We start from the raw sequence: 17,892 nt of genomic DNA, 5'->3' as shown, positions 1-17,892 counted from the left end.
CCTTGGAGTTTATTGAACCAGGACAGAGCCGTCCGGCTGGACCTGTCCGGTGACGGAGTTTCGGGATTGCATGTTCATGACGCGCACCGCCTCTCCGACAGAGGCGCGCCCCAGGGCGCGCCCTTCGGAGCGGATGGTCAGGCCGTTGCTGGCATAAACCAGCGGCACGATCTGGTTTCGGTCGATCACGGCGGCGGGGCCCACATCTTCGGGCAGGATCGGCCGCCCGGCGTAAAGAACCACGCGGGTTTCCTGCCCGATCAGCGCGTCGATATCGGCAAACGTCCCGGCCATATCCTGATCCGCCGTCGTCAGATCCGCAGCCGTCAGAATGGTCTGCGGCCGCACGGTCCGCGCCGCGACGACGATATCCGCCATCGCCGACGGGGCGATACAGATCAGAACAGTGGCGAGACGCAGCATCAGCGGACCTGTGTCGTCGCGCCCAGCATCTGGTCCGCCGCCGTGATGACCTTGGCGTTCAGCTCGTATCCGCGCTGCGCTTCGATCAGTTCCGTGATTTCACGTACGGCGTCGACGGTGCTGTCTTCCAGATAGCCCTGCCGAACCGTGCCCAGACCATCCAACCCGGGGGTTGAGGCATTGGCGGGACCGGAGGCTTCGGTCGGCACGAAGAGGTTCGACCCGATCGCCTCCAAACCCTTGGGATTGATGAAGCCGGACATGGTGAACTGCCCCAACAGCTGCGCCTCGGTCCCCGCTTCGAAGTGGCCATAGACCTCTCCGTCAGGGTTGATCGAAATGGATCGCGCGTCCGCGGGAATGACGATTTCGGGCGACACCGGGAAGCCATCAGAGGTGACGATCAGCCCTTCTCCGTTACGCTTCAACGACCCGTCACGGGTATAGGCGGCCTCTCCCGAAGGGAGCGTGACTTCAAGATATCCGTTGCCTTCGATCGCGATATCCAGATCGCCGCCCGTGTTCGACAGCGCGCCCTGTGCCAGTTGCATCGAAACCGATGCCGGCCGGACGCCAAGGCCCAGCTGCACGCCCGTTGGCAGGACCGTCCCATCAGAGGCGTTGATCGTTCCGGCGCGCGCCATCTGCTGATAGTGCAGGTCGGCAAACTCTGCGCGGCGTGCGTTGTAGGCGGTCGTGGACATGTTCGACAGGTTGTTCGAGATCGTCTCGACCCGCATCTGCTGCGCGGCCATACCTGTTGCCGCGATTTTCAGGGCTCTCATCGAAGCCTCCTTATTTTACGAATGTCTGGATTGCGCTTCGGACGCGTTCATTTTCGGCGTCCAGAAAGCTCTGCCCCATCTCATAGGCGCGCTGGACTTGGATCATCCGCGCGATCTGCCCGATCGGATCGACGTTGGAGCTTTCGACAAAGCCCTGCACGACCCGGGGATTTTCAACCGGTTCAGTGCCGCCTTCGGTTGCGAACATCACGCCGTCTTCGCGGATCATGGACATCGGGTCGGTGGGCCGGACAATGCCAAGTTGACCGATGGGCACGCCGTCGGCCGACAACGTCCCGTCTGCCGCGGCACTGATTTTACCGGCATTCGGGGGCACAAACATCGGCGCGCCGCCGGCGTCCAAGACGCGGAACCCGTCGTTTGTCACCAAGTCCCCTTCAGCCGAGGCGTTGAAGGACCCGTTCCGCGACAGACGCTCTCCCTGAGGTGTTTCGATCAGGAAGAACCCGTCGCCTTCGATCGCGAAATCAAAAGGGTTCTCGGTCTGCGTCAGCCCGCCTTGCATCATCGAGGTCTGGCGAACGTTCGCGTTGGCCATCGACACCGACGGCCCGTTTGGCACGCGCTGAACGTATTCGGAGAATATCAGCCCTTCTTGCCGGAACCCGGTGGTCGCGGCGTTGGCGATATTGTTGGCCACAACCTGCATCTCGCGCATCAGACCGGACTGTCGGGTCAGCGTCGTATAGGCGGTATTTTCCACGTTATCCTCCGATGATCAGCGGGATCAGGCGGTCCTGAAAGAAGGACACCAGTGTCTGAGTCATGAACCCCATCGACACCCAGAAAACGGCCACGATCGCGGCCAGTTTTGGCACGAAGGTCAGCGTCATTTCCTGAATCGAGGTCAGGGCCTGAAACAGGCCGATCGCAAGACCCACGACCAGCGCGACAGTCAGGATCGGCACCGAGGTTATCACCGCGATCCAAAGGCCCTGCCGCAGGGTGTCAAAGAAGATGGCCTCGTCCATTTGGGATCAGACCGGCATCCGCAGAATTTCTTGGTAGGCTTCGACCACCTTGTCACGGACGGTCACGGCGGTTTCGACCGCCAGTTCCGTCTGTGCCAGTGCTTGCACCATGGTGTGCGGATCAGCCTGCCCGACCATGGCGGCCTTGGCGGCTGCTTCGCCTTCGTAAAGCGTTGCGGCAAAATCCTTGGCCGCTTCGCGAATGACCGCGCCGCCGCCAGAGCCGGGGATCGGGTCCGTGGCGGCGCGGGTGTTTGCGTATTTCTGGGCCGCATTCAGGGCGCGAATATCCATTCTGGATCTCCTTATCTGCGTAACAGTTCCATCAGGCTGGACGACATTTGCCGCGCCTGATCGAACATTTTCAGGTTTGCTTCGTAACTGCGCTGCGCCTCTCGGGCGTCTGCGATTTCGATCACCAGATCGACGTTCGATCCGTCAAAGTGACCGGTTTCATCGGCCATGGGGTGCGACGGGTCATAGACCCGCGCAAGGTCCGACTGATCGAGTTTTACCCGACCTGTCTTCACCATCCCCTCGGCCTGTCCGGCGGCCACGACGTTTTCGAAGGGCACGGTTTTCCGCCGGTATCCCGGGGTATCGGCATTGGCGATATTTTCCGACACGTGGCGCAATCTTTGCGCCTGGGCTTTCAGCCCGCTGGCCGACACCGAAAGGGAATTCTGGAAATCTGTCATCTACTTACCTCCGCCCAATAGAGGTGCGCAGGATCGTAAGTCCGCTGCGATAAATGGTGATCGCGCGCTGATGCTGGCGCTGCGCCTCAACCCCTTTCAGCATCTCTTCTTCTAAAGAGACGGAGTTGCCGTTTGGGCTGACCTCGGCCGTGGTATCCGTGAACGGGATGATATTGCGGGCGCTGCCGCTGGTCGCATTCAGATGTCCGCTGCGGGACGCGCGCATGCCAGTTGGGCCGCCGCCTTGATAAACGTCGGTGAAGGCCGCGACGGTTTTGGCGCGGTATCCGGGCGTATCTGCGTTCGCGATATTCGATGCGATCACCGCCTGCCGTTTTCCGGCGTGGCTGGCCATCGCATGCGCTGTGCGAAACAGGTCCAATGATGTGAACATCGGGGCTTCTCCCTCGAGTGGTTTCAATCAAGGCTTAACGTTGATTCCTTTAAAAAGAGTTCCTGAGTGCAGAAGGATTCTCTGGATGAAGCAAAATGCTTTCGCGGGTCTGCGGGCCGAATTGGAAACGCTATCCTCCGTGCGACGGATCGGACGGGTCGCCGGTGTCGAAGGTGCGGCCCTTAAAATATCGGGTCTGGGCACGGCCCGCATGGGCGATCAGGTGCGGTGTATCCGCGTCGACGGCACCTTTCTCGGAGGAGAGGTGATCCGCATAGAAGACGATATGGTCACCGTTCTGCCTGACGATTCGACCGATGGCGTGTCCCGTGGGGATCGCGTGACCTTGCTCGGGCCCGCACGAATCGCCCCGCATGATGGGTGGATCGGCCGCGTGGTCGATCCCTATGGCGAACCCTTGGACGGGCGGCCCTTGGTTAAGGGACACAGCGCCCGCGCCTTGCGCGCACCACCTCCGAACCCCGCCAACCGCGGTCGTCTGGGCGCGCGTTTGGAAACCGGGATGGCCGTGTTCAACACGATGCTTCCGTTGGTCGAAGGCCAGCGGGTCGGCCTGTTTGCCGGGTCCGGGGTCGGGAAATCCAGCCTTTTGGCGCATTTCGCTGGCCGGATGGAGGCGGACGTGGTCGTCGTCGCACTGATCGGCGAACGGGGTCGTGAACTGAAAGATTTCGTCACGGACGCATTGGGCGAAGAGGGTATGAAACGGGCGGTGGTGATCGCCGCGACCTCTGACCGCTCTCCTCTTGTTCGTCGCCGGTGTGCTTGGACGGCGATGGCCGTGGCGGAACATTTCCGCGATCAGGGCAAACATGTGCTGTTTCTGGGCGACAGCATCACCCGCTTTGCAGAAGCGCATCGAGAGGTCGCGGTCGCCGCGGGCGAACCACCCGCCTTGCGCGGCTATCCGGCGTCGACCTCTCATACGATTATGCAGTTGTGCGAACGCGCAGGGCCGGGCGTTGAGGGATCGGGCGCGATCACGGCGATCCTGACGGTGCTGGTGGCCGGGTCTGACATGGACGAACCGGTGGCTGACATCCTGCGCGGCGTTCTGGACGGCCACGTGGTGATGGACCGTAAGATTGCAGAACGCGGGCGATTCCCGGCCATCGACGTGTTGCGATCCGTGTCTCGAAGTCTGCCCCATGCGGCCAGCGATGATGAAAATAAGACCATCGAGCAGGCCCGGACCTTGCTAGGGGCCTATGCACAGAACGAACTGATGGTCCGTGCCGGCCTCTATTCCGAAGGCAGCGATCCGGAGCTGGATGTTGCGATCAAGGCCTATCCAGAGCTTGATGCCTTCGTGTCCGAGAAAGAGGCGAATGCCGTCAAGAATTCCTTCGACAAACTGCGCCTGATTCTACGGAGGACAGGTTCTGGACGTCAGGCGCCCCAAGCAGGCCGGGCGATGTCCGGGCAGCAATCCGCGCCACAGTCCGTGGCGCGCAAAGCCCTGCCCAGGGCCGGTTAACGGCCCGAGAGCCCGCGTGCAAAGGTTGCTGCGCCTTGCAGAAGGCTTAGCGCGACATTGCTGCTGCTCGACGCTTGGATATCCGCGACCTGACTGCGCAGCAAAAAGCGCTGGACGAGTTTCGATACCTGCTCTGGATCGGAGAATTGGGCGATATCTCCACTGCCCAACTGTCGATCAGCGCGGTCACGAAAAATCTCCATTTGCTGGTCCAGATCCAGCTGGCTGAAGCTGGAGGGCAGGCCAAGAGCCGTTTCGAAAACCTGCCTTAGGGGCGCATTGCCCATGACTTTAAGCCACTTCGTCGTCTCGCCCGATTTACGTGTGGCAAGATCGCCAAGCTCACGTTCGGCGTTCAGGGCAAGGCGCAGGGATTGATCCTGCTCTCCCACCGCGACCTCGAATTGCTGGCGGCGGAATTTTTCGGTGATTTTTGGTCCGAAGTCAGAAATTTTCGAAAGGGGCGTCGCATCGTTTCCGAAACCAAACGCGCCGGCTAAATCCTTGTAGCGTGAATCAGTCAGGCGATTGGCCAGCGCATCTTGTTTGATGACGCCATCTTCCAGAATGCGCTTGATAAAAAAGCGGTTGTTGATGTCGTCTTGAAGCCCAAAGGCCCCAAGGGCCACGCGAAGAAGCCGGCGATCGCTCACCAGCTCCTCTGCAGTATTGATGTCGCCGATCTTGGCCTCGAAATACTCCGTATCCCGAGTGATCACCGGGTCCGCATCATGAACCTTGGTCTGTGTCGGCATGGTGCTTTTCAGCAGATTCCATGCCGCTACCCCAGAACCAGCCAGGATTGGTTGGAAGCTCATGCCAGTTTCGGCCGCAAAAGCCGCTCTTCCCTGGGCAGCAACGCGCGCAGAGATTTCAGACACTGATAATATTGAGCGTCGAGAACGGACGTGGTCGCATCCGTCAGCAGTTTGCGGCTGTCCGGGTCCGTCAGGATCTGGCTCAACTCCTCGATCCGGCGCAGCAGTTGCAGCTCCGTATCTTCGGGGTCAGCGTCACCCGTCAGAACCAATTGCGCCAGATAGCACACGCGGCGCACCGGTGTGTTGGCGTCGTCAGGGTGGATCGCGTCGCGCAACCGTAGAATATTGACGTTCGGCGTGACGATCGACAGCCGCGACCGGCGGTCGCCGTTTTCGATCACCGCACCGTTGATAAGAACCCGTTCCTTGGGTCCAAGTTTTAGCACCAGCCCTCCCATCATACGCCTCCCTCTTTTCTGAGGCCGCGCATCACGGCCGAGTTGATTTCAACCAGCGGGGCGACCGTCGCCTCGCGGCGGAGCACCTTGCTGCTGTGCTCCTGCGTGAATTCGGCCAGATAGAAAATCCGTGCGCGCAGCTCTTGCGGTAGCGGGTTGGCCTTGTCGGCGACATCGGTGGCCAGAATGGTCCACAGACGCCGGTTGTCATGAATGGCGTGGCAGAGTTGGTTGAACCCTTTACGCCCTTGTTTTGCGGATGCGATCAGCCGATGGGTGATCTTAGCCATTACTTCGTATTCTGTGCCTCGCGCGGTTCGCGTCGGGGCGGCGGCCTGACCATAGGCGCGCTGTGCCAGAGAGTGTGCGGTCACATTCTGTCCTTCCGGTTAAATCTTTGTCTCAGGCAGGTTGCCCGGGCCGCGTTTCGCGGCCCGGACGATCACCTCTTACCGGAAGAGCGAGAGAAGGGCCTGGGGCGCCTGGTTGGCGATCGACATGGCCTGAACCGACAGCTGCTGCTGAACCTGCAGCGCCTGAAGGCGGGCCGAGACCTCTTCCATGTTGGCGTCGACCATGGAGCCGATGCCGGACTTGAGGCTGTCGGTCAGCTTGCCGATGAACTCCGACTGGGTTTCGATGCGGCCTTCAACCGAACCGAAGGCTGCAGCGGCATCGATGGAGCTGTCGATGAACGTCTCGATGTTCTGCAGGGCAGCGGCTGCGCCGTTGTCCGTGGTCACATCCAGATCGTCCAGGCCAGCCAGACCACCGGTGGCGGTACCGCCCGCGTTACCGTCAACGGCCAGGCTAAGGTCAGCACCGTCGTTGTCCAGCTGCAGAACCCACTGTTCGTTGTCGCTGTCGTAGGTGACCTTAGTGGTCACATTCGCCAGGCCAGCACCGTCGACGGCGGTCTTCAGGCCGCGCGCAACGTCTTCAAACGTTTCGTTCTTGCCTGCGACGTAGTCGTAGTTGGTGCCGTCGATGGACACGCGATAGCCGTCACCTTCGGACACGGCCGCAGTGGCGGAGAATGCAACCTCGGATGCGCGTGCTTCCAGCGTTTCGCCAGAGAAGCCTGCGCCACCCGCCGTTGCACCACCTGCGTTCACGTCAAACGTCACAGCCGCGTCGGACGTGGTCATGTTGACTTCAACGTCGTCGAACTTCGACAGGGACGAGATGGTGATCGTGTCGGTTGCCACGGTCGCGGTGATGTCTTCGATGCCAGCGGCGTTCAGCGCTGCGGTGATACCCGCCGCGATGGAGTCGTTGGTGTTGCCCGAAGCGGCCGAGGTGAAGGTGACCGTTTCGCCTGCAACCTGCAGGTTGTAGGTGTTGGACGAACCGGCGGTACCTGCCGCGACCTGAATGGTCATCGTGTTGGCAGAGTTCGAGAATTCGTCACCCGCAACACCCGCCAGGCTGTTGGAGCCGAGCGTTTCCGAAATGTTGCCGGCCAGCGTCGCGCCGGTGCCCATGACACCTGCGTCATAGGTCATGTCTTGGCGGGTCACGGTAATGTCGGAGGACGAAACGGAGCCGTCGTTCGCGCGATCGAGCGACGACAGAACGTTGACGTCGTCGGTCCCGCTCAGCAGGTTCAGGCCGTTGAATTGCGCCGCGCCGACAACCGATTTGATCTGGTCGGTCAGGGCCGAAATGTCGGTCTGGATCTTGTTGCGGTCGACGTTGCTTTCGTTGGCCGAGATGATCTTGCCCTTCATCTGGGTCAGCAGATCGGTCACGGTTTCAGATGCGTTACGGGCCACGGCGACAGTGGATTCACCCAGCGACAGGGATTCGGAAATGGCGTTGAAGCCTTTCACGTCGGATTCCATCACCTTGGAGATCGCCCAGACGGCAGAGTTATCCTTGGCGCTGGCAACCCGCTTACCAGTCGAAATCTGGCTTTGGGTTTCGGTCATGGAGTTGTTGACCGATTTCAGCGTTTGCAGCGCCACCATGGCACTGTTGTTCGTCAGAATGCTGGACATGCATTGGTTCCTTTGATGTTGGGTGCTTTTGCACCCGTTGCACATTCCGCCCCCCTAAGAGGGCGAATTTTGTTGTCGTTCTGACGTGTGCAGGAACCGGGTCTTTCCCGGTGCCGCGCCATCCGTTGGGATGCCAGGGCACAATGACCAACAGACCCTAATGGAACCCTAAATCCCCTTCCTCAAATACTTTTCATTTGAATGAAATGCGTCAGGCTCGTTTTTCGACCTTGTTTTCGCTCAACGCGGGCAGAGAGGATTTGTGCCCAAATTCATCATAAGTTTCCAGTGACTTACGGATGCGGCGCAGGGTGGCGAACCGATTTGCCACCGACCGGATGCCCTGCAGCGCACTATCCAAAAGCGCTTGATTGCGAATGGCTTTGCCCTGCAGCGCCTCCAGCCCTTTGTTGGCAGGTCCTTCCGTCTTGGCGATCTCCTCCAACAGCTGTTCCTTGCGTTCCAGCAGCATCGAAAGCTGCTGAAGATCGCCTTCCACCAGTGCTGATCTTTCGCGATCCAGCAGTGTGTCGAGTTCTGCAAACGGGTCCTGAGACCCCTGAGTATCAGTCATGTGTTCAGTCATTCTGTCTGTCCTTCAAAGCTTGAAATAGAGATTCCGTCAGTCCGATTCCGCCCGCGCGAACCAACTGTCGGGCCTGTTCGTCGCGCATAAACGACGCGAACTGATCTTCACCGTGGCCACCGCCGAAAGACGACTGAGATTCGCCCAATCCGGCGTGTTTCAACATTTCGGAAAGGAACGAGGCCTCAAGCTCCTCAGCCACTTTGTGCAGTCGAAGCTCCTTGGCGGGGGATGCGGGCTTTGCCGCGAATCCTCCGAGTTTTTCGGATTGCATGGATATCTCCAATTCTCATCACATTTGGGGATTTTGCCCGAGATCGGTAAAGGATCGGTAACCGGAATCAGAGAGAGTGACCCCAATCGGAAGAATTCCTGAGGCCACGATGAACATCGATCTGATCCCAATACTAAAAGTGTCTGCGCCCGCGGCACCGAAAGGTTCTGTCGACAAAGACGGGGCTGACTTCTCGATGCTTTTCTTCGCATCTGAGGATCAGGACCAACCGCTTGCGACGCCTGAAGTGCTGTCCAAAACCGAAGGCGATGGCGCTGAAGCAGAAAACCAGCCGATCGCAAAGGTGGCGACGCCTGACGAGGGGTCGGAAGTTGAGCCATCGGATTGGGCCGACGGTTTGTTCGATGATCTCGCGCCGGTTTCGGAGCAGGAAGTTGTGCGTAAGACAACGCTCCCCACGGCTGCAATCGCTTGGCCTGTTTTCGAAGAAACCGTTGAGCGTACCTTGCCGATCGACCGCCCTGTGTCTGCAGTTGCGACAGAGAACAAGGTAGGCATTTCCAAAGCCGGTGAACTGGCGAAGGTGAATGTCTTCGTTCCGAACGAGTCGATTGGAGAAGAAGTCCCTCTTTTTGAGAAAGCCAAAAGCTCGATTGAGGCAGACGGTGAAATTAAAGTCGACAGCAGGCCGACAGAAAGAATGTCCCGCAGCGGTCAAACAGGCTTTGATGAGACACCGTCTAAGCGCCCTGGGCGAACAGCCGGCGAGGGGCAGCGCATTGAGCACGTAAATTCCAATGCCGATCAACCCGCAGCGTCTATGATGCCGCAGCAAAAAAATGACCCTACCGCCGCCGTGCCGCAGCAATCTCGTTCGCAGCGGCCCGAAGTCGCGGACCAACCTCCGCTCGTTTCTAAATCAAAGCCGACGACCGAGGCGCCCGCACCGGTGATGGTTGCGGGTGGGGAGGTCAGAACTGCGACTGCATCAAACAATGAACTACCGTCATCTGAAGGGCGTCGCGTTGCGCCGGTAGCTAGCCGGGAACAAGAGGCTGAAATGAATGTACCTGTGCGACTTCATAGCCGTGCGGCTCGGACTGACGGGTCTCGGGTCATGCCCGAGAACGCCCGCGATGTCGCTTCTGTTGGCTCGCAACCCAAGGCAACTCGGGGGGGCCATACTCAAGCCACACCAGATGAATTTCGACCGAATTCGTTGAGCGGCAACGGCCGGAGTACACAAGCGCCCCGCCTGCCGACAAATGACTTCAGGGCTGAAAATTCGTACGCCCTGTCCGATCGGAATGAAAAATTATCTCAATCAACAGCGGGCCTGACAGCGGAAACTGTCAGCGATTTGCGATTGTCCCTTCGGCGTATCCCACCCTCAACAATCTTCACTAAGGGGCAGGTGGTGTCCGTCAAAGCACCCGGTGACGCCGATGGCTTGGCCGATCGCGTTAAATTATGCGACATCGCTACGGGCGCAAAAGATGACGTCTCTGAAGCTGTCCGAACCCGCCGGTTCGCCAAAAATGAAATGCCTGCGGACATCATCAGGACAACATCTGTCTCGGCCCCTGAAGAGGCCGTTGCTTTGGCCAAGTTCGCTGCCAGTGAGAGAGCCGCGGTTGCGAAAATAACCGAGCAAGGCCCGCGGGGCTTGCCGGACAAAGTTGCAATGCATCCGAACACGGCGACCGATAACCAGCTGCGGACCAACCTCAAAGCCGGTCAATCAGTTGGCGCAATGGATTTAGAATCGCCATCTCCTATGGCGACGACACTCAGGTCTCAGCCGGTCGAACCGCCGCGGGCAAACAATTCGGTATCGGAGGGTACGCGTCCGAATCGAATTTCGGAGCAGGACACCGCAATGCATTTCAGCACGCCCAACACGCCTGATGATCAAAAGCGACCGGCAGAGATCGCCAGCCTGTTTCCGCCAAAGACTACAGAGGCTAAGCTCGCTTCCTCTGCGGTCGACATTCGGGTGAGAGCTGCCGATCAGGCCTCTGAAATTCCGACTCGAACTTTGCCCCAAGCCGAGCAGGAACAAAACGGTCCGGCACCCCAACCAAATGTGGCGCCGGTCGTGGCACCTGTTTCGAAGGGTTCAGACACCTTCAAAATCGTTCCCGACGAAGCTCTGGTTGCGACTAAAATCAAAGCGGACGGTGATCGTCGCGGGCACGCCGAGCCACTTGAAGTCGCGGATGACCGGCCCGAGAGAATTGTTCAGGACGATAGCCGTATTGAGCCGCGCGCGCCGATGCGAACAATCACGACCAATACTCCGCAGCAGGTCACAATAGAACCGATATCCACGCCCGTTGAGACTATCGCATCTCATGGCGGCGAGGACATTCTACCACAGGTCCGAGCCGAAGGGCTCGGCGAACAGGCGCGACCTTCGCCGTCTACAATGACTTCTCCTATACGCCCGGACATGGGGCCGCGGGTGGCGGAGCAGGTGTACCACGCCACGAAATCTCTGCCGGAAGGCGCGATTGAGATCACTCTGAAGCCCGAAGAATTGGGCCGCGTTCGGATGCAGGTTACCGCGGTTGACCAATCGGTGACCCTGACCATTACGGCAGAGCGGCCAGAAACACTCGACCTGCTGAGAAGACACATCGATCAGTTGGCGCAAGACTACAAATCGCAGGGCTTCACCGATGTGCGCTTTGATTTTGCGACCGACGGTGGAGAAGGCGATGCCGCAACCAACGGGCAGGGCCAGACGGAGCGCAATGACTTAACCGGATTTGGCGCTGAGCCAGAACAAACGACACAGGACGCGCCGACGCTGGCTTCGGTCGACGGCCTCGACATCAGAATATAAGGAGCGGAATAATGGAATTATCATCCGTCACGACGTCCCAAACGGCGTCCAAAACCGCCGCGCAAGATGGAAACAAAGCGGTCATCAGCTCGGACTTTGAGACGTTCCTGAAAATGCTGTCGACCCAGCTTCAGAATCAGGATCCCCTCAACCCGGTCGAATCTGCCGATTACGCGGTGCAGCTGGCGACCTTCTCTTCGGTCGAACAGCAGGTTCTGACGAACAATCACCTGCAGGACCTTGCAGAGCGCATCCAGGTATCCGGGATGAGCGATCTTGCCGGTTGGGTCGGGATGGAGGCGCAAAGCCTCTCGGCATCCTATTACGACGGGGAGCCAGTGACCGTTCTGCCCGATCCGCCCTCCGCCGCAGATCGTGCGGTACTGGTGGTGAAAAACGCGTCTGGCAACGTCGTGTATCGTGACGATCTGCCTTTGACGAATACGCCCTATCAATGGTCTGGCGACATGATCACCGGGGCGAAGGCGCCAACGGGAACCTATAGCTTCGAGGTCGAAAGCTCTGCCAACGGAGAGACTTTGTCGACTGATCCGGTGTCGACATATGGCCGGGTGATCGAAGCGCGACGCACGGACACAGATACGATTCTGGTGCTGGAAGGTGGCAACACGGTCAGCGCGTCCGAAGTCACCGGGTTGCGCGCGGCGCAATAATCCGCGCCTTGCGATAAGCGGCGGGCTGGATTAGCGATCCCGGGATGAGTTCAGACCCAGCCCGATCGCCCTATGTCCGCGCCGCTTGATACACCCCCGCTGTCCTTGATCGCGGCAGTGGGCGCGACCCTTGGGGCCAAGGTCGTCGGCTGGCATCCGCTGCACGGCGGCCGAACGAATAGGCTTTGGCAGGTTGAATGCAGCGCCGGGGCCTTTGCGGTGAAGCTTTACCATCAGGCCGCAGCGACCCCATTGTTCCCCAACGATCCTGCCGCGGAATTTTCTGTGCTGAAAAGCTTGCAGGGATCGACCCTGGCGCCCGAGCCGTTGGCTTTGATCCGGGGCGATTTCGGTACTGCGCTGATCTACACCTTCGTCGCAGGGTTCGGATGGTCAGGATCAGCGAAACTGGCCGGGCTATTGCACGCGGTGCATCAACAGCCCACGCCGGCAGGTTTGAGAATGCTGCCATCAGGGTCGGACGCCTTATTGGCGCAGGCCAAAGCCATTCTTGGCCAGTGCAAAGGCGATGTGAACGACGTCTTTGAAAGCCTCGAAACTCTTGGCTCCGGATCAAAAGTTCCGTCGGTCGAAGCGCCCGGTCTGATCCATACGGATCCCGTGGCGACGAATATCATTGAAACCGACAGTGGCCTGACGCTTATCGACTGGCAGTGCCCGGCGATTGGCGATGCCTGTGAAGACCTTGGCATCGTCCTGTCGCCCTTTATGCAGCGCAGTTACCTTGGTCGGCTGCTTAGCGCTGCGGAACAGGCTGAACTGTTGGCGGCCTATCCGGACAAGGAAACCACCCGGCGCTATCGTCAGCTCGCCCCGTTCTTCCATCTGCGCATGGCGGCCTATGCCAAATGGTGCATCGACGCGGGCCGGGGTGCGACCGAAGGCGACGTCCAAGCTGAACTTGCCGCCGCAAACCAGACGCTAGGCGCCTGATCAGAGAAGCGCTGCCACCGCGGACGCCACCGCGGCCCCGACCGCGACACCGCCAGCAGCCCAGAAATAGGGTTTGCGACTGCCACGATTTTTGTACCGATTGTCATCGACCGAATTCATCTGCTGGATCAGCAGACCCTGCACCAGATGCGGCAGACGCGGGCCAAAGCGTGCCAGAACTTCGCCTGTCCGACCAAGATCACGCACCAAGGCACGCGGACCAAGATTGCGGCGAATGTAGGCTTCGACCACCGGCTGCGCGACTTCCCAGATGTTCAGCTGGGGCGACAGCGACCGGGCAACGCCTTCGACAACAACCATAGTCCGTTGCAGAAGGATCAGTTCGGTCCGCGTTTCCATGCCAAAGCGTTCGGTCACGTCGAACAGGTAAGACAGCAGACGTCCCATCGAAATCTTGGTCGCGTCCATGCCGAAAATCGGCTCGCCCACCGCGCGCAGGGCGCGGGCAAATTCATCGACATCCCGGTCGGCGGGCACATAGCCTGCCTCGAAATGGACCAGCGCGACGCGGGTGTAGTCGCGTTTGATAAAGCCATAGAGGATCTCGGCGTAGACCCGGCGGGTGTATTCGTCGATATGCCCCATAATGCCGAAATCATAGGCAATGATCCGACCGTCCGGCGCGACCTTCAGGTTGCCCTGATGCATATCCGCGTGGAAATACCCGTCGCGCAGCGCATGGTTCAGGAACAGGGTCAGGACCCGTTCGCCCAGCTTGTTGCGATCATGTCCGGCGGCGTCCAGCGCATCGTTGTCGCCCATCGGGCTGCCGTCGACCCAAGACATCGTCATGACGCGGCGGCCGCTTTGCTGCCATTTGACCTGAGGCAGGCCAAAGCCTTCGTCGCCCGCGGTATTCGTCTGGAAGGTCGAGGCAGAGGCCGCTTCAAGCCGCAGGTCCAGCTCTCCTCGGACGACGCCGTCGAAATGGGCGATCACATCGCTGGGCCGTAGGCGACGCGAGGCCGGAGATAGGAACTCGATGATCGAAGCGGCCAGATAAAAGGCGTCGATATCCTTGCGAAAGGCGCGTTCGATCCCGGGGCGCAGCACCTTCACGGCCACTTCTTCGCCGGTCTCGGCTAGGCGGGCGTGGTGCACTTGGGCGATCGAGGCGGCCGCGACAGGTTCAGAAAACTCCGAATAAATCGCGTCGACGCTTTCGCCCAGTTCATCTTCGACCGTTTCTTTCGCGGCTTCGATGGAAAACGGCGGCAGCCGGTCCTGCAGAACACGCAGCTGTCGCGCCAGATCGTCTCCGACAAGGTCGGGCCGTGTGGAGAGAACCTGACCGAACTTGATGTAGGCAGGGCCTAGCGCCGTCAGCGCACGGGTCGCGGGCGGCATGGAGGGGTCGCCCTTGAGCCCTAGCCACTGAATGGGCCACCCGGCGATGCGGGCCGCCATGCGAAGCAGCGGCGGCGCCTCGTAGGCGTCCAGAATGATCTTCATCGCGCCGGTGCGTTCCAGCGTGGCACCGGTCCGCAGCAGTCGCCAGATATTGTGTGGACCGCGCATCTAGATTTTCCATCCCGAATGCAGTGCCGCGATGCCTAGCGTCAGGTTGCGGTACTTGGCCTGTTCGAAACCAGCGGTTTTGACCATATCCAAGAACGTATCCTGATCCGGGAACTGCCGAATGGATTCAACAAGGTACTGATAGCTGTCGCGGTCATTGGCGATCACCTGCCCCATCGCCGGGATCAGGTTGAAGGAATAGCGGTCATAGGCCCACTGCAGCGCGGGCGTCGGGATCTTGGAAAACTCCAGCACCATCAGGCGGCCACCGGGTTTCAACACGCGGAAGGCTTCGTTCAGCGCTACTTGTGGGCGGGTCACGTTCCGGATGCCGAAGCTGATCGTGTAGACGTCAAAGCTGTTGTCGGGAAACGGCAGCGCCATCGCGTCACCCACAACCCAGTCGAGCTGCGCACCCATTTGTTCAGCCTCGGCCCGTTGACGACCGGCGACCAGCATCGGTTCGGTCAGGTCGCAGACGGTAGCATGGCCCTGACCTGCGCGTTTAAGGAACCGGAACGAAATATCGCCCGTCCCCCCGGCTACGTCCAACAGACGCTGCCCGCGGCGCGGCGCCAGCCAATCCATCATCGCGTCTTTCCAGATGCGGTGAATGCCAAGGCTCATCACGTCGTTCATCACGTCATAACGGGATGCGACGGACGAAAAGACGCCCTGAACCTTTCCGGCCTTCTCCCCCTCGGGGATCGTTTCAAAGCCGAAATGCGTGGTATTTTGATCACTCATGAAGGTGCGTTAACCCTGCCCAAGAATAGCCTGATTTCACTGCCATAGATGGGTCAGAGACACAAACCGTCAAATCGGCGCATGAGAGGGCTGAAGCGGTATGGAGCAGGTACAATCCATCGTATTACTCGCCCTGGCGATCCTGTTGTTCGTTGTGCTGATGCGCATGTACAGCCGTTTGCCCCGTCTGGACCTGTCGCCTGACAAGGATCCGGCACGCTCGGAACATCACGTCACAATCCCCGTTCGCATGGCTTGCGCGGTACTGACGATGGCTGTGTTGCTAAAGATGGCAGAGCTGGCCCAGACCTCGCGTCCCGCAATGATCTGGGGTGGGGCGATCCTGCCGATCCTTGCCTACGTCAACGCCTATTGCTGGCAGTTCAAGGCGATCCTGCAGGGCAGCGACCTGACGATCATGACCCCGTCCTTCAAAACCAAGACCTTCGATCTGACCCGTCTGATCGATGTTCAGTCCGAAGCGCATGGCACCTATCGCCTGCGCTTCCAGGGTGGCCATACCGCGACGCTCGTGAAATATGTGAACGGTCACGATACGCTGCGCCACGCATTGGATAAGGCGCAGCCCTACTACTAGGTCGCCCATGCCCGAATTGCCCGAGGTTGAAACCGTCCGCACGGGGCTTGCCCCCGCGATGGAAGGTCAGGTGATTGCCCGCGCCACCGTCAACCGCCCCGATCTGCGCTGGCCCTTCCCTGAACGCATGGCCGAACGTCTGACCGGCGCGCGGGTCGAACGTCTACGGCGGCGGTCCAAATACATTCTTGCCGATCTCGACCGCGGGGAAAGCCTGCTGATCCATTTGGGGATGTCGGGGCGCATGACCGTGTCCGGCGATCCCTTGGGGCAGTTCGTGCACGACCATCCAGCGGCAGAGAAGCATGACCATGTGATCTTTGACATGGCGAACGGGGCGCGCATCACCTTCAACGATCCCCGGCGTTTCGGTGCGATGGATCTGCTGGAGACTGCCAATGCGGAAACGCACCCGCTGCTGGCCAACATCGGGCCGGAACCCTTGGGCAACGCGTTTAACGAGGCCTATTTCGTCGCGGCCGCCAAATCCCGCCGCAGCCCGATTAAATCGGTCCTTCTGGATCAGAAACTGGTCGCGGGCTTGGGCAATATCTACGTCTGTGAGGCGCTTTATCGCGCCCGTATCGCACCGACGCGCCGGGCCGATCGCATCTCTGCCTCCCGTCTGGCATCGCTTGTTCCGATCATCCGCGACGTGTTGACCGAAGCCATCGCAGCAGGCGGATCGTCCTTGAAAGACTACCGTCAGGCGGATGGCGAACTGGGGTATTTCCAGCACTCATTCGACGTCTATGGCCGCGAAGCCGAACCCTGTCGCACCCCCGACTGCGGCACGCCGATTCGCCGGGTCGTTCAATCGGGCCGCTCATCCTTCTACTGCCCGCAATGCCAAAGATAACTTGATCCGTGGGGGTAAGCTGTTAGTGAATCTCCCTTAACGCTCACAACGGATTGGCCGACCTCATGGCATACGAGACGATCATCGTCGAAATCGAAGACCACATCGCATTGGTTAAACTGAACCGTCCCGACGCGATGAACGCGTTGAACGAACAGGTCTTCAAGGAATTGGCCGACTTCCTGACGTCGGCCCAGACCAACGACAAGGTCCGCTGCATCGTCATCACCGGGACCGAGAAGTTCTTTGCCGCCGGTGCCGACATCAAGATGATGTCCGAGTTGAGCTTTGTTGATGCCTTCACCGGCGACATTTTCAGCGAAGAAACCGCGCAGATCATGCGCGTCCGCAAGCCGATCATCGCGGCTGTCGCCGGCTACGCGCTGGGCGGCGGGTGCGAATTGGCGATGCTGTGCGATTTCATCATCGCTGGTGACAACGCCAAGTTCGGCCAGCCCGAGGTGAACCTAGGCATCATGGCGGGCATTGGTGGCACCCAGCGTCTGACGCAAGCGGTTGGCAAAGCCAAAGCGATGGACATGAACCTGACCGGCCGCTTCATGGATGCAGAAGAGGCAGAGCGCGCAGGGCTGGTAAGCCGCGTGGTGCCCTGCAAGAAGCTGATGGAAGAAGCGATGGGCGCCGCGGCGAAAATCGCCGAAAAGTCGATGATCACCGTCATGGCGATCAAGGAATCCGTCAACAAATCCTTCGAAGTATCGCTGTCCGAAGGTCTGATGTACGAACGCCGGGTATTCAATTCGCTGTTCGCGACCGAGGACCAGAAAGAAGGCATGGCCGCCTTCTTGGAAAAGCGCGAACCGCAGTTCCGCGACCGCTAAG

The 17,892-nt window shown here is 59.7% G+C and carries 22 protein-coding genes; 7 read left to right on the top strand and 15 right to left on the bottom strand.

The window, feature by feature from the left end; genetic code table 11:
- Window positions 1-9: 9 nt before the first annotated feature.
- From flgA to ACI3GR_RS08335, 7 genes are read right to left on the bottom strand one after another with little or no spacing between them, the layout of a single operon-like run.
- A complete protein-coding gene (gene flgA / locus ACI3GR_RS08365; RefSeq protein ID WP_407493738.1) occupies window positions 10-423 on the bottom strand; it encodes a flagellar basal body P-ring formation chaperone FlgA in 414 nt (137 codons plus the stop codon).
- The gene (gene flgG, locus ACI3GR_RS08360) at window positions 423-1,208 is read right to left on the bottom strand and encodes a flagellar basal-body rod protein FlgG (RefSeq protein ID WP_407493737.1); all 786 of its coding nucleotides are present in this window, start codon (window positions 1,206-1,208) and stop codon (window positions 423-425) included. The genes flgA and flgG overlap by 1 nt, the downstream gene beginning before the upstream one ends.
- A gap of 10 nt (window positions 1,209-1,218) precedes the next feature.
- Entirely contained in the window at window positions 1,219-1,932 is a 714-nt protein-coding gene (locus tag ACI3GR_RS08355) for a flagellar hook-basal body complex protein (protein ID WP_407493736.1), read from the bottom strand.
- A gap of 1 nt (window position 1,933) precedes the next feature.
- Window positions 1,934-2,200 carry a flagellar biosynthetic protein FliQ gene (locus ACI3GR_RS08350; RefSeq protein ID WP_407493735.1) on the bottom strand — a complete coding sequence of 89 codons (267 nt, stop codon included), beginning with the start codon at window positions 2,198-2,200 and terminating at the stop codon, window positions 1,934-1,936.
- 6 nt (window positions 2,201-2,206) lie between these two features.
- Window positions 2,207-2,494 carry a flagellar hook-basal body complex protein FliE gene (gene fliE, locus ACI3GR_RS08345; RefSeq protein ID WP_407493734.1) on the bottom strand — a complete coding sequence of 96 codons (288 nt, stop codon included), beginning with the start codon at window positions 2,492-2,494 and terminating at the stop codon, window positions 2,207-2,209.
- Window positions 2,495-2,505: 11 nt separating this feature from the next.
- Window positions 2,506-2,898, bottom strand: coding sequence for a flagellar basal body rod protein FlgC (gene flgC, locus ACI3GR_RS08340; RefSeq protein ID WP_407493733.1), 393 nt, complete (start codon window positions 2,896-2,898; stop codon window positions 2,506-2,508).
- Between the two features lie 4 nt (window positions 2,899-2,902).
- Window positions 2,903-3,292, bottom strand: a complete 390-nt coding sequence (locus ACI3GR_RS08335) for a FlgB family protein (RefSeq protein WP_407493732.1) — start codon at window positions 3,290-3,292, stop codon at window positions 2,903-2,905.
- An 85-nt stretch (window positions 3,293-3,377) separates the two neighbouring features.
- Here ACI3GR_RS08335 and ACI3GR_RS08330 point away from each other — a divergent pair, with 85 nt between their 5' ends.
- A complete protein-coding gene (locus ACI3GR_RS08330) occupies window positions 3,378-4,790 on the top strand; it encodes a FliI/YscN family ATPase (protein ID WP_407493731.1) in 1,413 nt (470 codons plus the stop codon).
- On the opposite strand, the gene ACI3GR_RS08325 is transcribed toward ACI3GR_RS08330, so the two are convergent.
- The 6 genes from ACI3GR_RS08325 to ACI3GR_RS08300 all read right to left on the bottom strand — a co-directional run bounded on the left by ACI3GR_RS08325 (window position 4,787) and on the right by ACI3GR_RS08300 (window position 8,869).
- The gene (locus ACI3GR_RS08325; protein WP_407493730.1) at window positions 4,787-5,608 is read right to left on the bottom strand and encodes a DUF1217 domain-containing protein; all 822 of its coding nucleotides are present in this window, start codon (window positions 5,606-5,608) and stop codon (window positions 4,787-4,789) included. The genes ACI3GR_RS08330 and ACI3GR_RS08325 overlap by 4 nt on opposite strands.
- On the bottom strand, window positions 5,605-6,009 hold the full coding sequence (gene flbT / locus ACI3GR_RS08320; RefSeq protein WP_407494876.1) for a flagellar biosynthesis repressor FlbT: 405 nt from the start codon (window positions 6,007-6,009) through the stop codon (window positions 5,605-5,607). Before flbT ends, ACI3GR_RS08325 begins: the two co-directional genes overlap by 4 nt.
- Window positions 6,009-6,383: a flagellar biosynthesis regulator FlaF gene (gene flaF, locus ACI3GR_RS08315; RefSeq protein WP_407493729.1), complete on the bottom strand. Its 375-nt coding sequence runs from the start codon at window positions 6,381-6,383 to the stop codon at window positions 6,009-6,011. Before flaF ends, flbT begins: the two co-directional genes overlap by 1 nt.
- Window positions 6,384-6,458: 75 nt before the next feature.
- On the bottom strand, window positions 6,459-8,009 hold the full coding sequence (locus tag ACI3GR_RS08310) for a flagellin N-terminal helical domain-containing protein (RefSeq protein WP_407493728.1): 1,551 nt from the start codon (window positions 8,007-8,009) through the stop codon (window positions 6,459-6,461).
- A 211-nt stretch (window positions 8,010-8,220) separates the two neighbouring features.
- Complete coding sequence (locus ACI3GR_RS08305; RefSeq protein WP_407493727.1) at window positions 8,221-8,595, bottom strand: flagellar protein FlgN; 375 nt, start codon at window positions 8,593-8,595, stop codon at window positions 8,221-8,223.
- Window positions 8,588-8,869 (bottom strand): rod-binding protein, encoded by a 282-nt coding sequence (locus ACI3GR_RS08300; protein WP_407493725.1) that lies wholly within the window; start codon window positions 8,867-8,869, stop codon window positions 8,588-8,590. The genes ACI3GR_RS08305 and ACI3GR_RS08300 overlap by 8 nt, the downstream gene beginning before the upstream one ends.
- Before the next feature lie 109 nt (window positions 8,870-8,978).
- Here ACI3GR_RS08300 and ACI3GR_RS08295 point away from each other — a divergent pair, with 109 nt between their 5' ends.
- The 3 genes from ACI3GR_RS08295 (at window position 8,979) to ACI3GR_RS08285 (ending at window position 13,306) form a co-directional block, all read left to right on the top strand.
- Window positions 8,979-11,678: a flagellar hook-length control protein FliK gene (locus ACI3GR_RS08295; protein WP_407493724.1), complete on the top strand. Its 2,700-nt coding sequence runs from the start codon at window positions 8,979-8,981 to the stop codon at window positions 11,676-11,678.
- Between the two features lie 11 nt (window positions 11,679-11,689).
- Window positions 11,690-12,352 (top strand): flagellar hook capping FlgD N-terminal domain-containing protein, encoded by a 663-nt coding sequence (locus ACI3GR_RS08290; protein WP_407493723.1) that lies wholly within the window; start codon window positions 11,690-11,692, stop codon window positions 12,350-12,352.
- Between the two features lie 72 nt (window positions 12,353-12,424).
- Complete coding sequence (locus tag ACI3GR_RS08285) at window positions 12,425-13,306, top strand: phosphotransferase family protein (RefSeq protein WP_407493722.1); 882 nt, start codon at window positions 12,425-12,427, stop codon at window positions 13,304-13,306.
- Here ACI3GR_RS08285 and ubiB read toward each other — a convergent pair whose 3' ends face one another.
- Together ubiB and ubiE are read right to left on the bottom strand one after the other, a co-directional pair.
- Window positions 13,307-14,845 (bottom strand): 2-polyprenylphenol 6-hydroxylase, encoded by a 1,539-nt coding sequence (gene ubiB / locus ACI3GR_RS08280; protein WP_407493721.1) that lies wholly within the window; start codon window positions 14,843-14,845, stop codon window positions 13,307-13,309. It abuts the gene before it with no gap.
- Window positions 14,846-15,592, bottom strand: coding sequence for a bifunctional demethylmenaquinone methyltransferase/2-methoxy-6-polyprenyl-1,4-benzoquinol methylase UbiE (ubiE, locus tag ACI3GR_RS08275; protein WP_407493720.1), 747 nt, complete (start codon window positions 15,590-15,592; stop codon window positions 14,846-14,848). It abuts the gene before it with no gap.
- Between the two features lie 100 nt (window positions 15,593-15,692).
- On the opposite strand from ubiE, the gene ACI3GR_RS08270 reads away from it, so the two are divergent.
- The 3 genes from ACI3GR_RS08270 (at window position 15,693) to ACI3GR_RS08260 (ending at window position 17,891) form a co-directional block, all read left to right on the top strand.
- On the top strand, window positions 15,693-16,190 hold the full coding sequence (locus ACI3GR_RS08270; RefSeq protein WP_407493719.1) for a hypothetical protein: 498 nt from the start codon (window positions 15,693-15,695) through the stop codon (window positions 16,188-16,190).
- A 7-nt stretch (window positions 16,191-16,197) separates the two neighbouring features.
- Complete coding sequence (gene mutM, locus ACI3GR_RS08265) at window positions 16,198-17,049, top strand: bifunctional DNA-formamidopyrimidine glycosylase/DNA-(apurinic or apyrimidinic site) lyase (protein WP_407493718.1); 852 nt, start codon at window positions 16,198-16,200, stop codon at window positions 17,047-17,049.
- Between the two features lie 65 nt (window positions 17,050-17,114).
- Window positions 17,115-17,891, top strand: coding sequence for an enoyl-CoA hydratase (locus ACI3GR_RS08260; RefSeq protein WP_407493717.1), 777 nt, complete (start codon window positions 17,115-17,117; stop codon window positions 17,889-17,891).
- Window position 17,892 lies beyond the last annotated feature (1 nt).

Origin of the sequence: Pseudooceanicola aestuariicola (assembly GCF_045763785.1) — a bacterium.
In the GTDB taxonomy this organism is placed as follows: Bacteria; Pseudomonadota; Alphaproteobacteria; order Rhodobacterales; family Rhodobacteraceae; genus Pseudooceanicola.
The sequence above is the reverse complement of the archived record's forward strand: the minus strand, read 5'-3'. Positions and strand labels throughout refer to the sequence as shown.

Bases quoted from the DNA above. Each gene is read 5' to 3' on its own strand.
- ACI3GR_RS08305 (WP_407493727.1), bottom strand. From the start codon at position 8,595: ATGACTGAACACATGACTGATACTCAGGGGTCTCAGGACCCGTTTGCA.
- ACI3GR_RS08295 (WP_407493724.1), top strand. From the start codon at position 8,979: ATGAACATCGATCTGATCCCAATACTAAAAGTGTCTGCGCCCGCGGCA.
- ACI3GR_RS08290 (WP_407493723.1), top strand. From the start codon at position 11,690: ATGGAATTATCATCCGTCACGACGTCCCAAACGGCGTCCAAAACCGCC.
- ACI3GR_RS08300 (WP_407493725.1), bottom strand. From the start codon at position 8,869: ATGCAATCCGAAAAACTCGGAGGATTCGCGGCAAAGCCCGCATCCCCC.
- flgA (WP_407493738.1), bottom strand. From the start codon at position 423: ATGCTGCGTCTCGCCACTGTTCTGATCTGTATCGCCCCGTCGGCGATG.
- ACI3GR_RS08335 (WP_407493732.1), bottom strand. From the start codon at position 3,292: ATGTTCACATCATTGGACCTGTTTCGCACAGCGCATGCGATGGCCAGC.
- ACI3GR_RS08285 (WP_407493722.1), top strand. From the start codon at position 12,425: ATGTCCGCGCCGCTTGATACACCCCCGCTGTCCTTGATCGCGGCAGTG.
- flbT (WP_407494876.1), bottom strand. From the start codon at position 6,009: ATGGGAGGGCTGGTGCTAAAACTTGGACCCAAGGAACGGGTTCTTATC.
- ACI3GR_RS08310 (WP_407493728.1), bottom strand. From the start codon at position 8,009: ATGTCCAGCATTCTGACGAACAACAGTGCCATGGTGGCGCTGCAAACG.
- fliE (WP_407493734.1), bottom strand. From the start codon at position 2,494: ATGGATATTCGCGCCCTGAATGCGGCCCAGAAATACGCAAACACCCGC.
- flgG (WP_407493737.1), bottom strand. From the start codon at position 1,208: ATGAGAGCCCTGAAAATCGCGGCAACAGGTATGGCCGCGCAGCAGATG.
- ACI3GR_RS08325 (WP_407493730.1), bottom strand. From the start codon at position 5,608: ATGAGCTTCCAACCAATCCTGGCTGGTTCTGGGGTAGCGGCATGGAAT.
- ubiB (WP_407493721.1), bottom strand. From the start codon at position 14,845: ATGCGCGGTCCACACAATATCTGGCGACTGCTGCGGACCGGTGCCACG.
- ACI3GR_RS08260 (WP_407493717.1), top strand. From the start codon at position 17,115: ATGGCATACGAGACGATCATCGTCGAAATCGAAGACCACATCGCATTG.
- ACI3GR_RS08330 (WP_407493731.1), top strand. From the start codon at position 3,378: ATGAAGCAAAATGCTTTCGCGGGTCTGCGGGCCGAATTGGAAACGCTA.
- ubiE (WP_407493720.1), bottom strand. From the start codon at position 15,592: ATGAGTGATCAAAATACCACGCATTTCGGCTTTGAAACGATCCCCGAG.
- mutM (WP_407493718.1), top strand. From the start codon at position 16,198: ATGCCCGAATTGCCCGAGGTTGAAACCGTCCGCACGGGGCTTGCCCCC.
- ACI3GR_RS08350 (WP_407493735.1), bottom strand. From the start codon at position 2,200: ATGGACGAGGCCATCTTCTTTGACACCCTGCGGCAGGGCCTTTGGATC.
- ACI3GR_RS08270 (WP_407493719.1), top strand. From the start codon at position 15,693: ATGGAGCAGGTACAATCCATCGTATTACTCGCCCTGGCGATCCTGTTG.
- flgC (WP_407493733.1), bottom strand. From the start codon at position 2,898: ATGACAGATTTCCAGAATTCCCTTTCGGTGTCGGCCAGCGGGCTGAAA.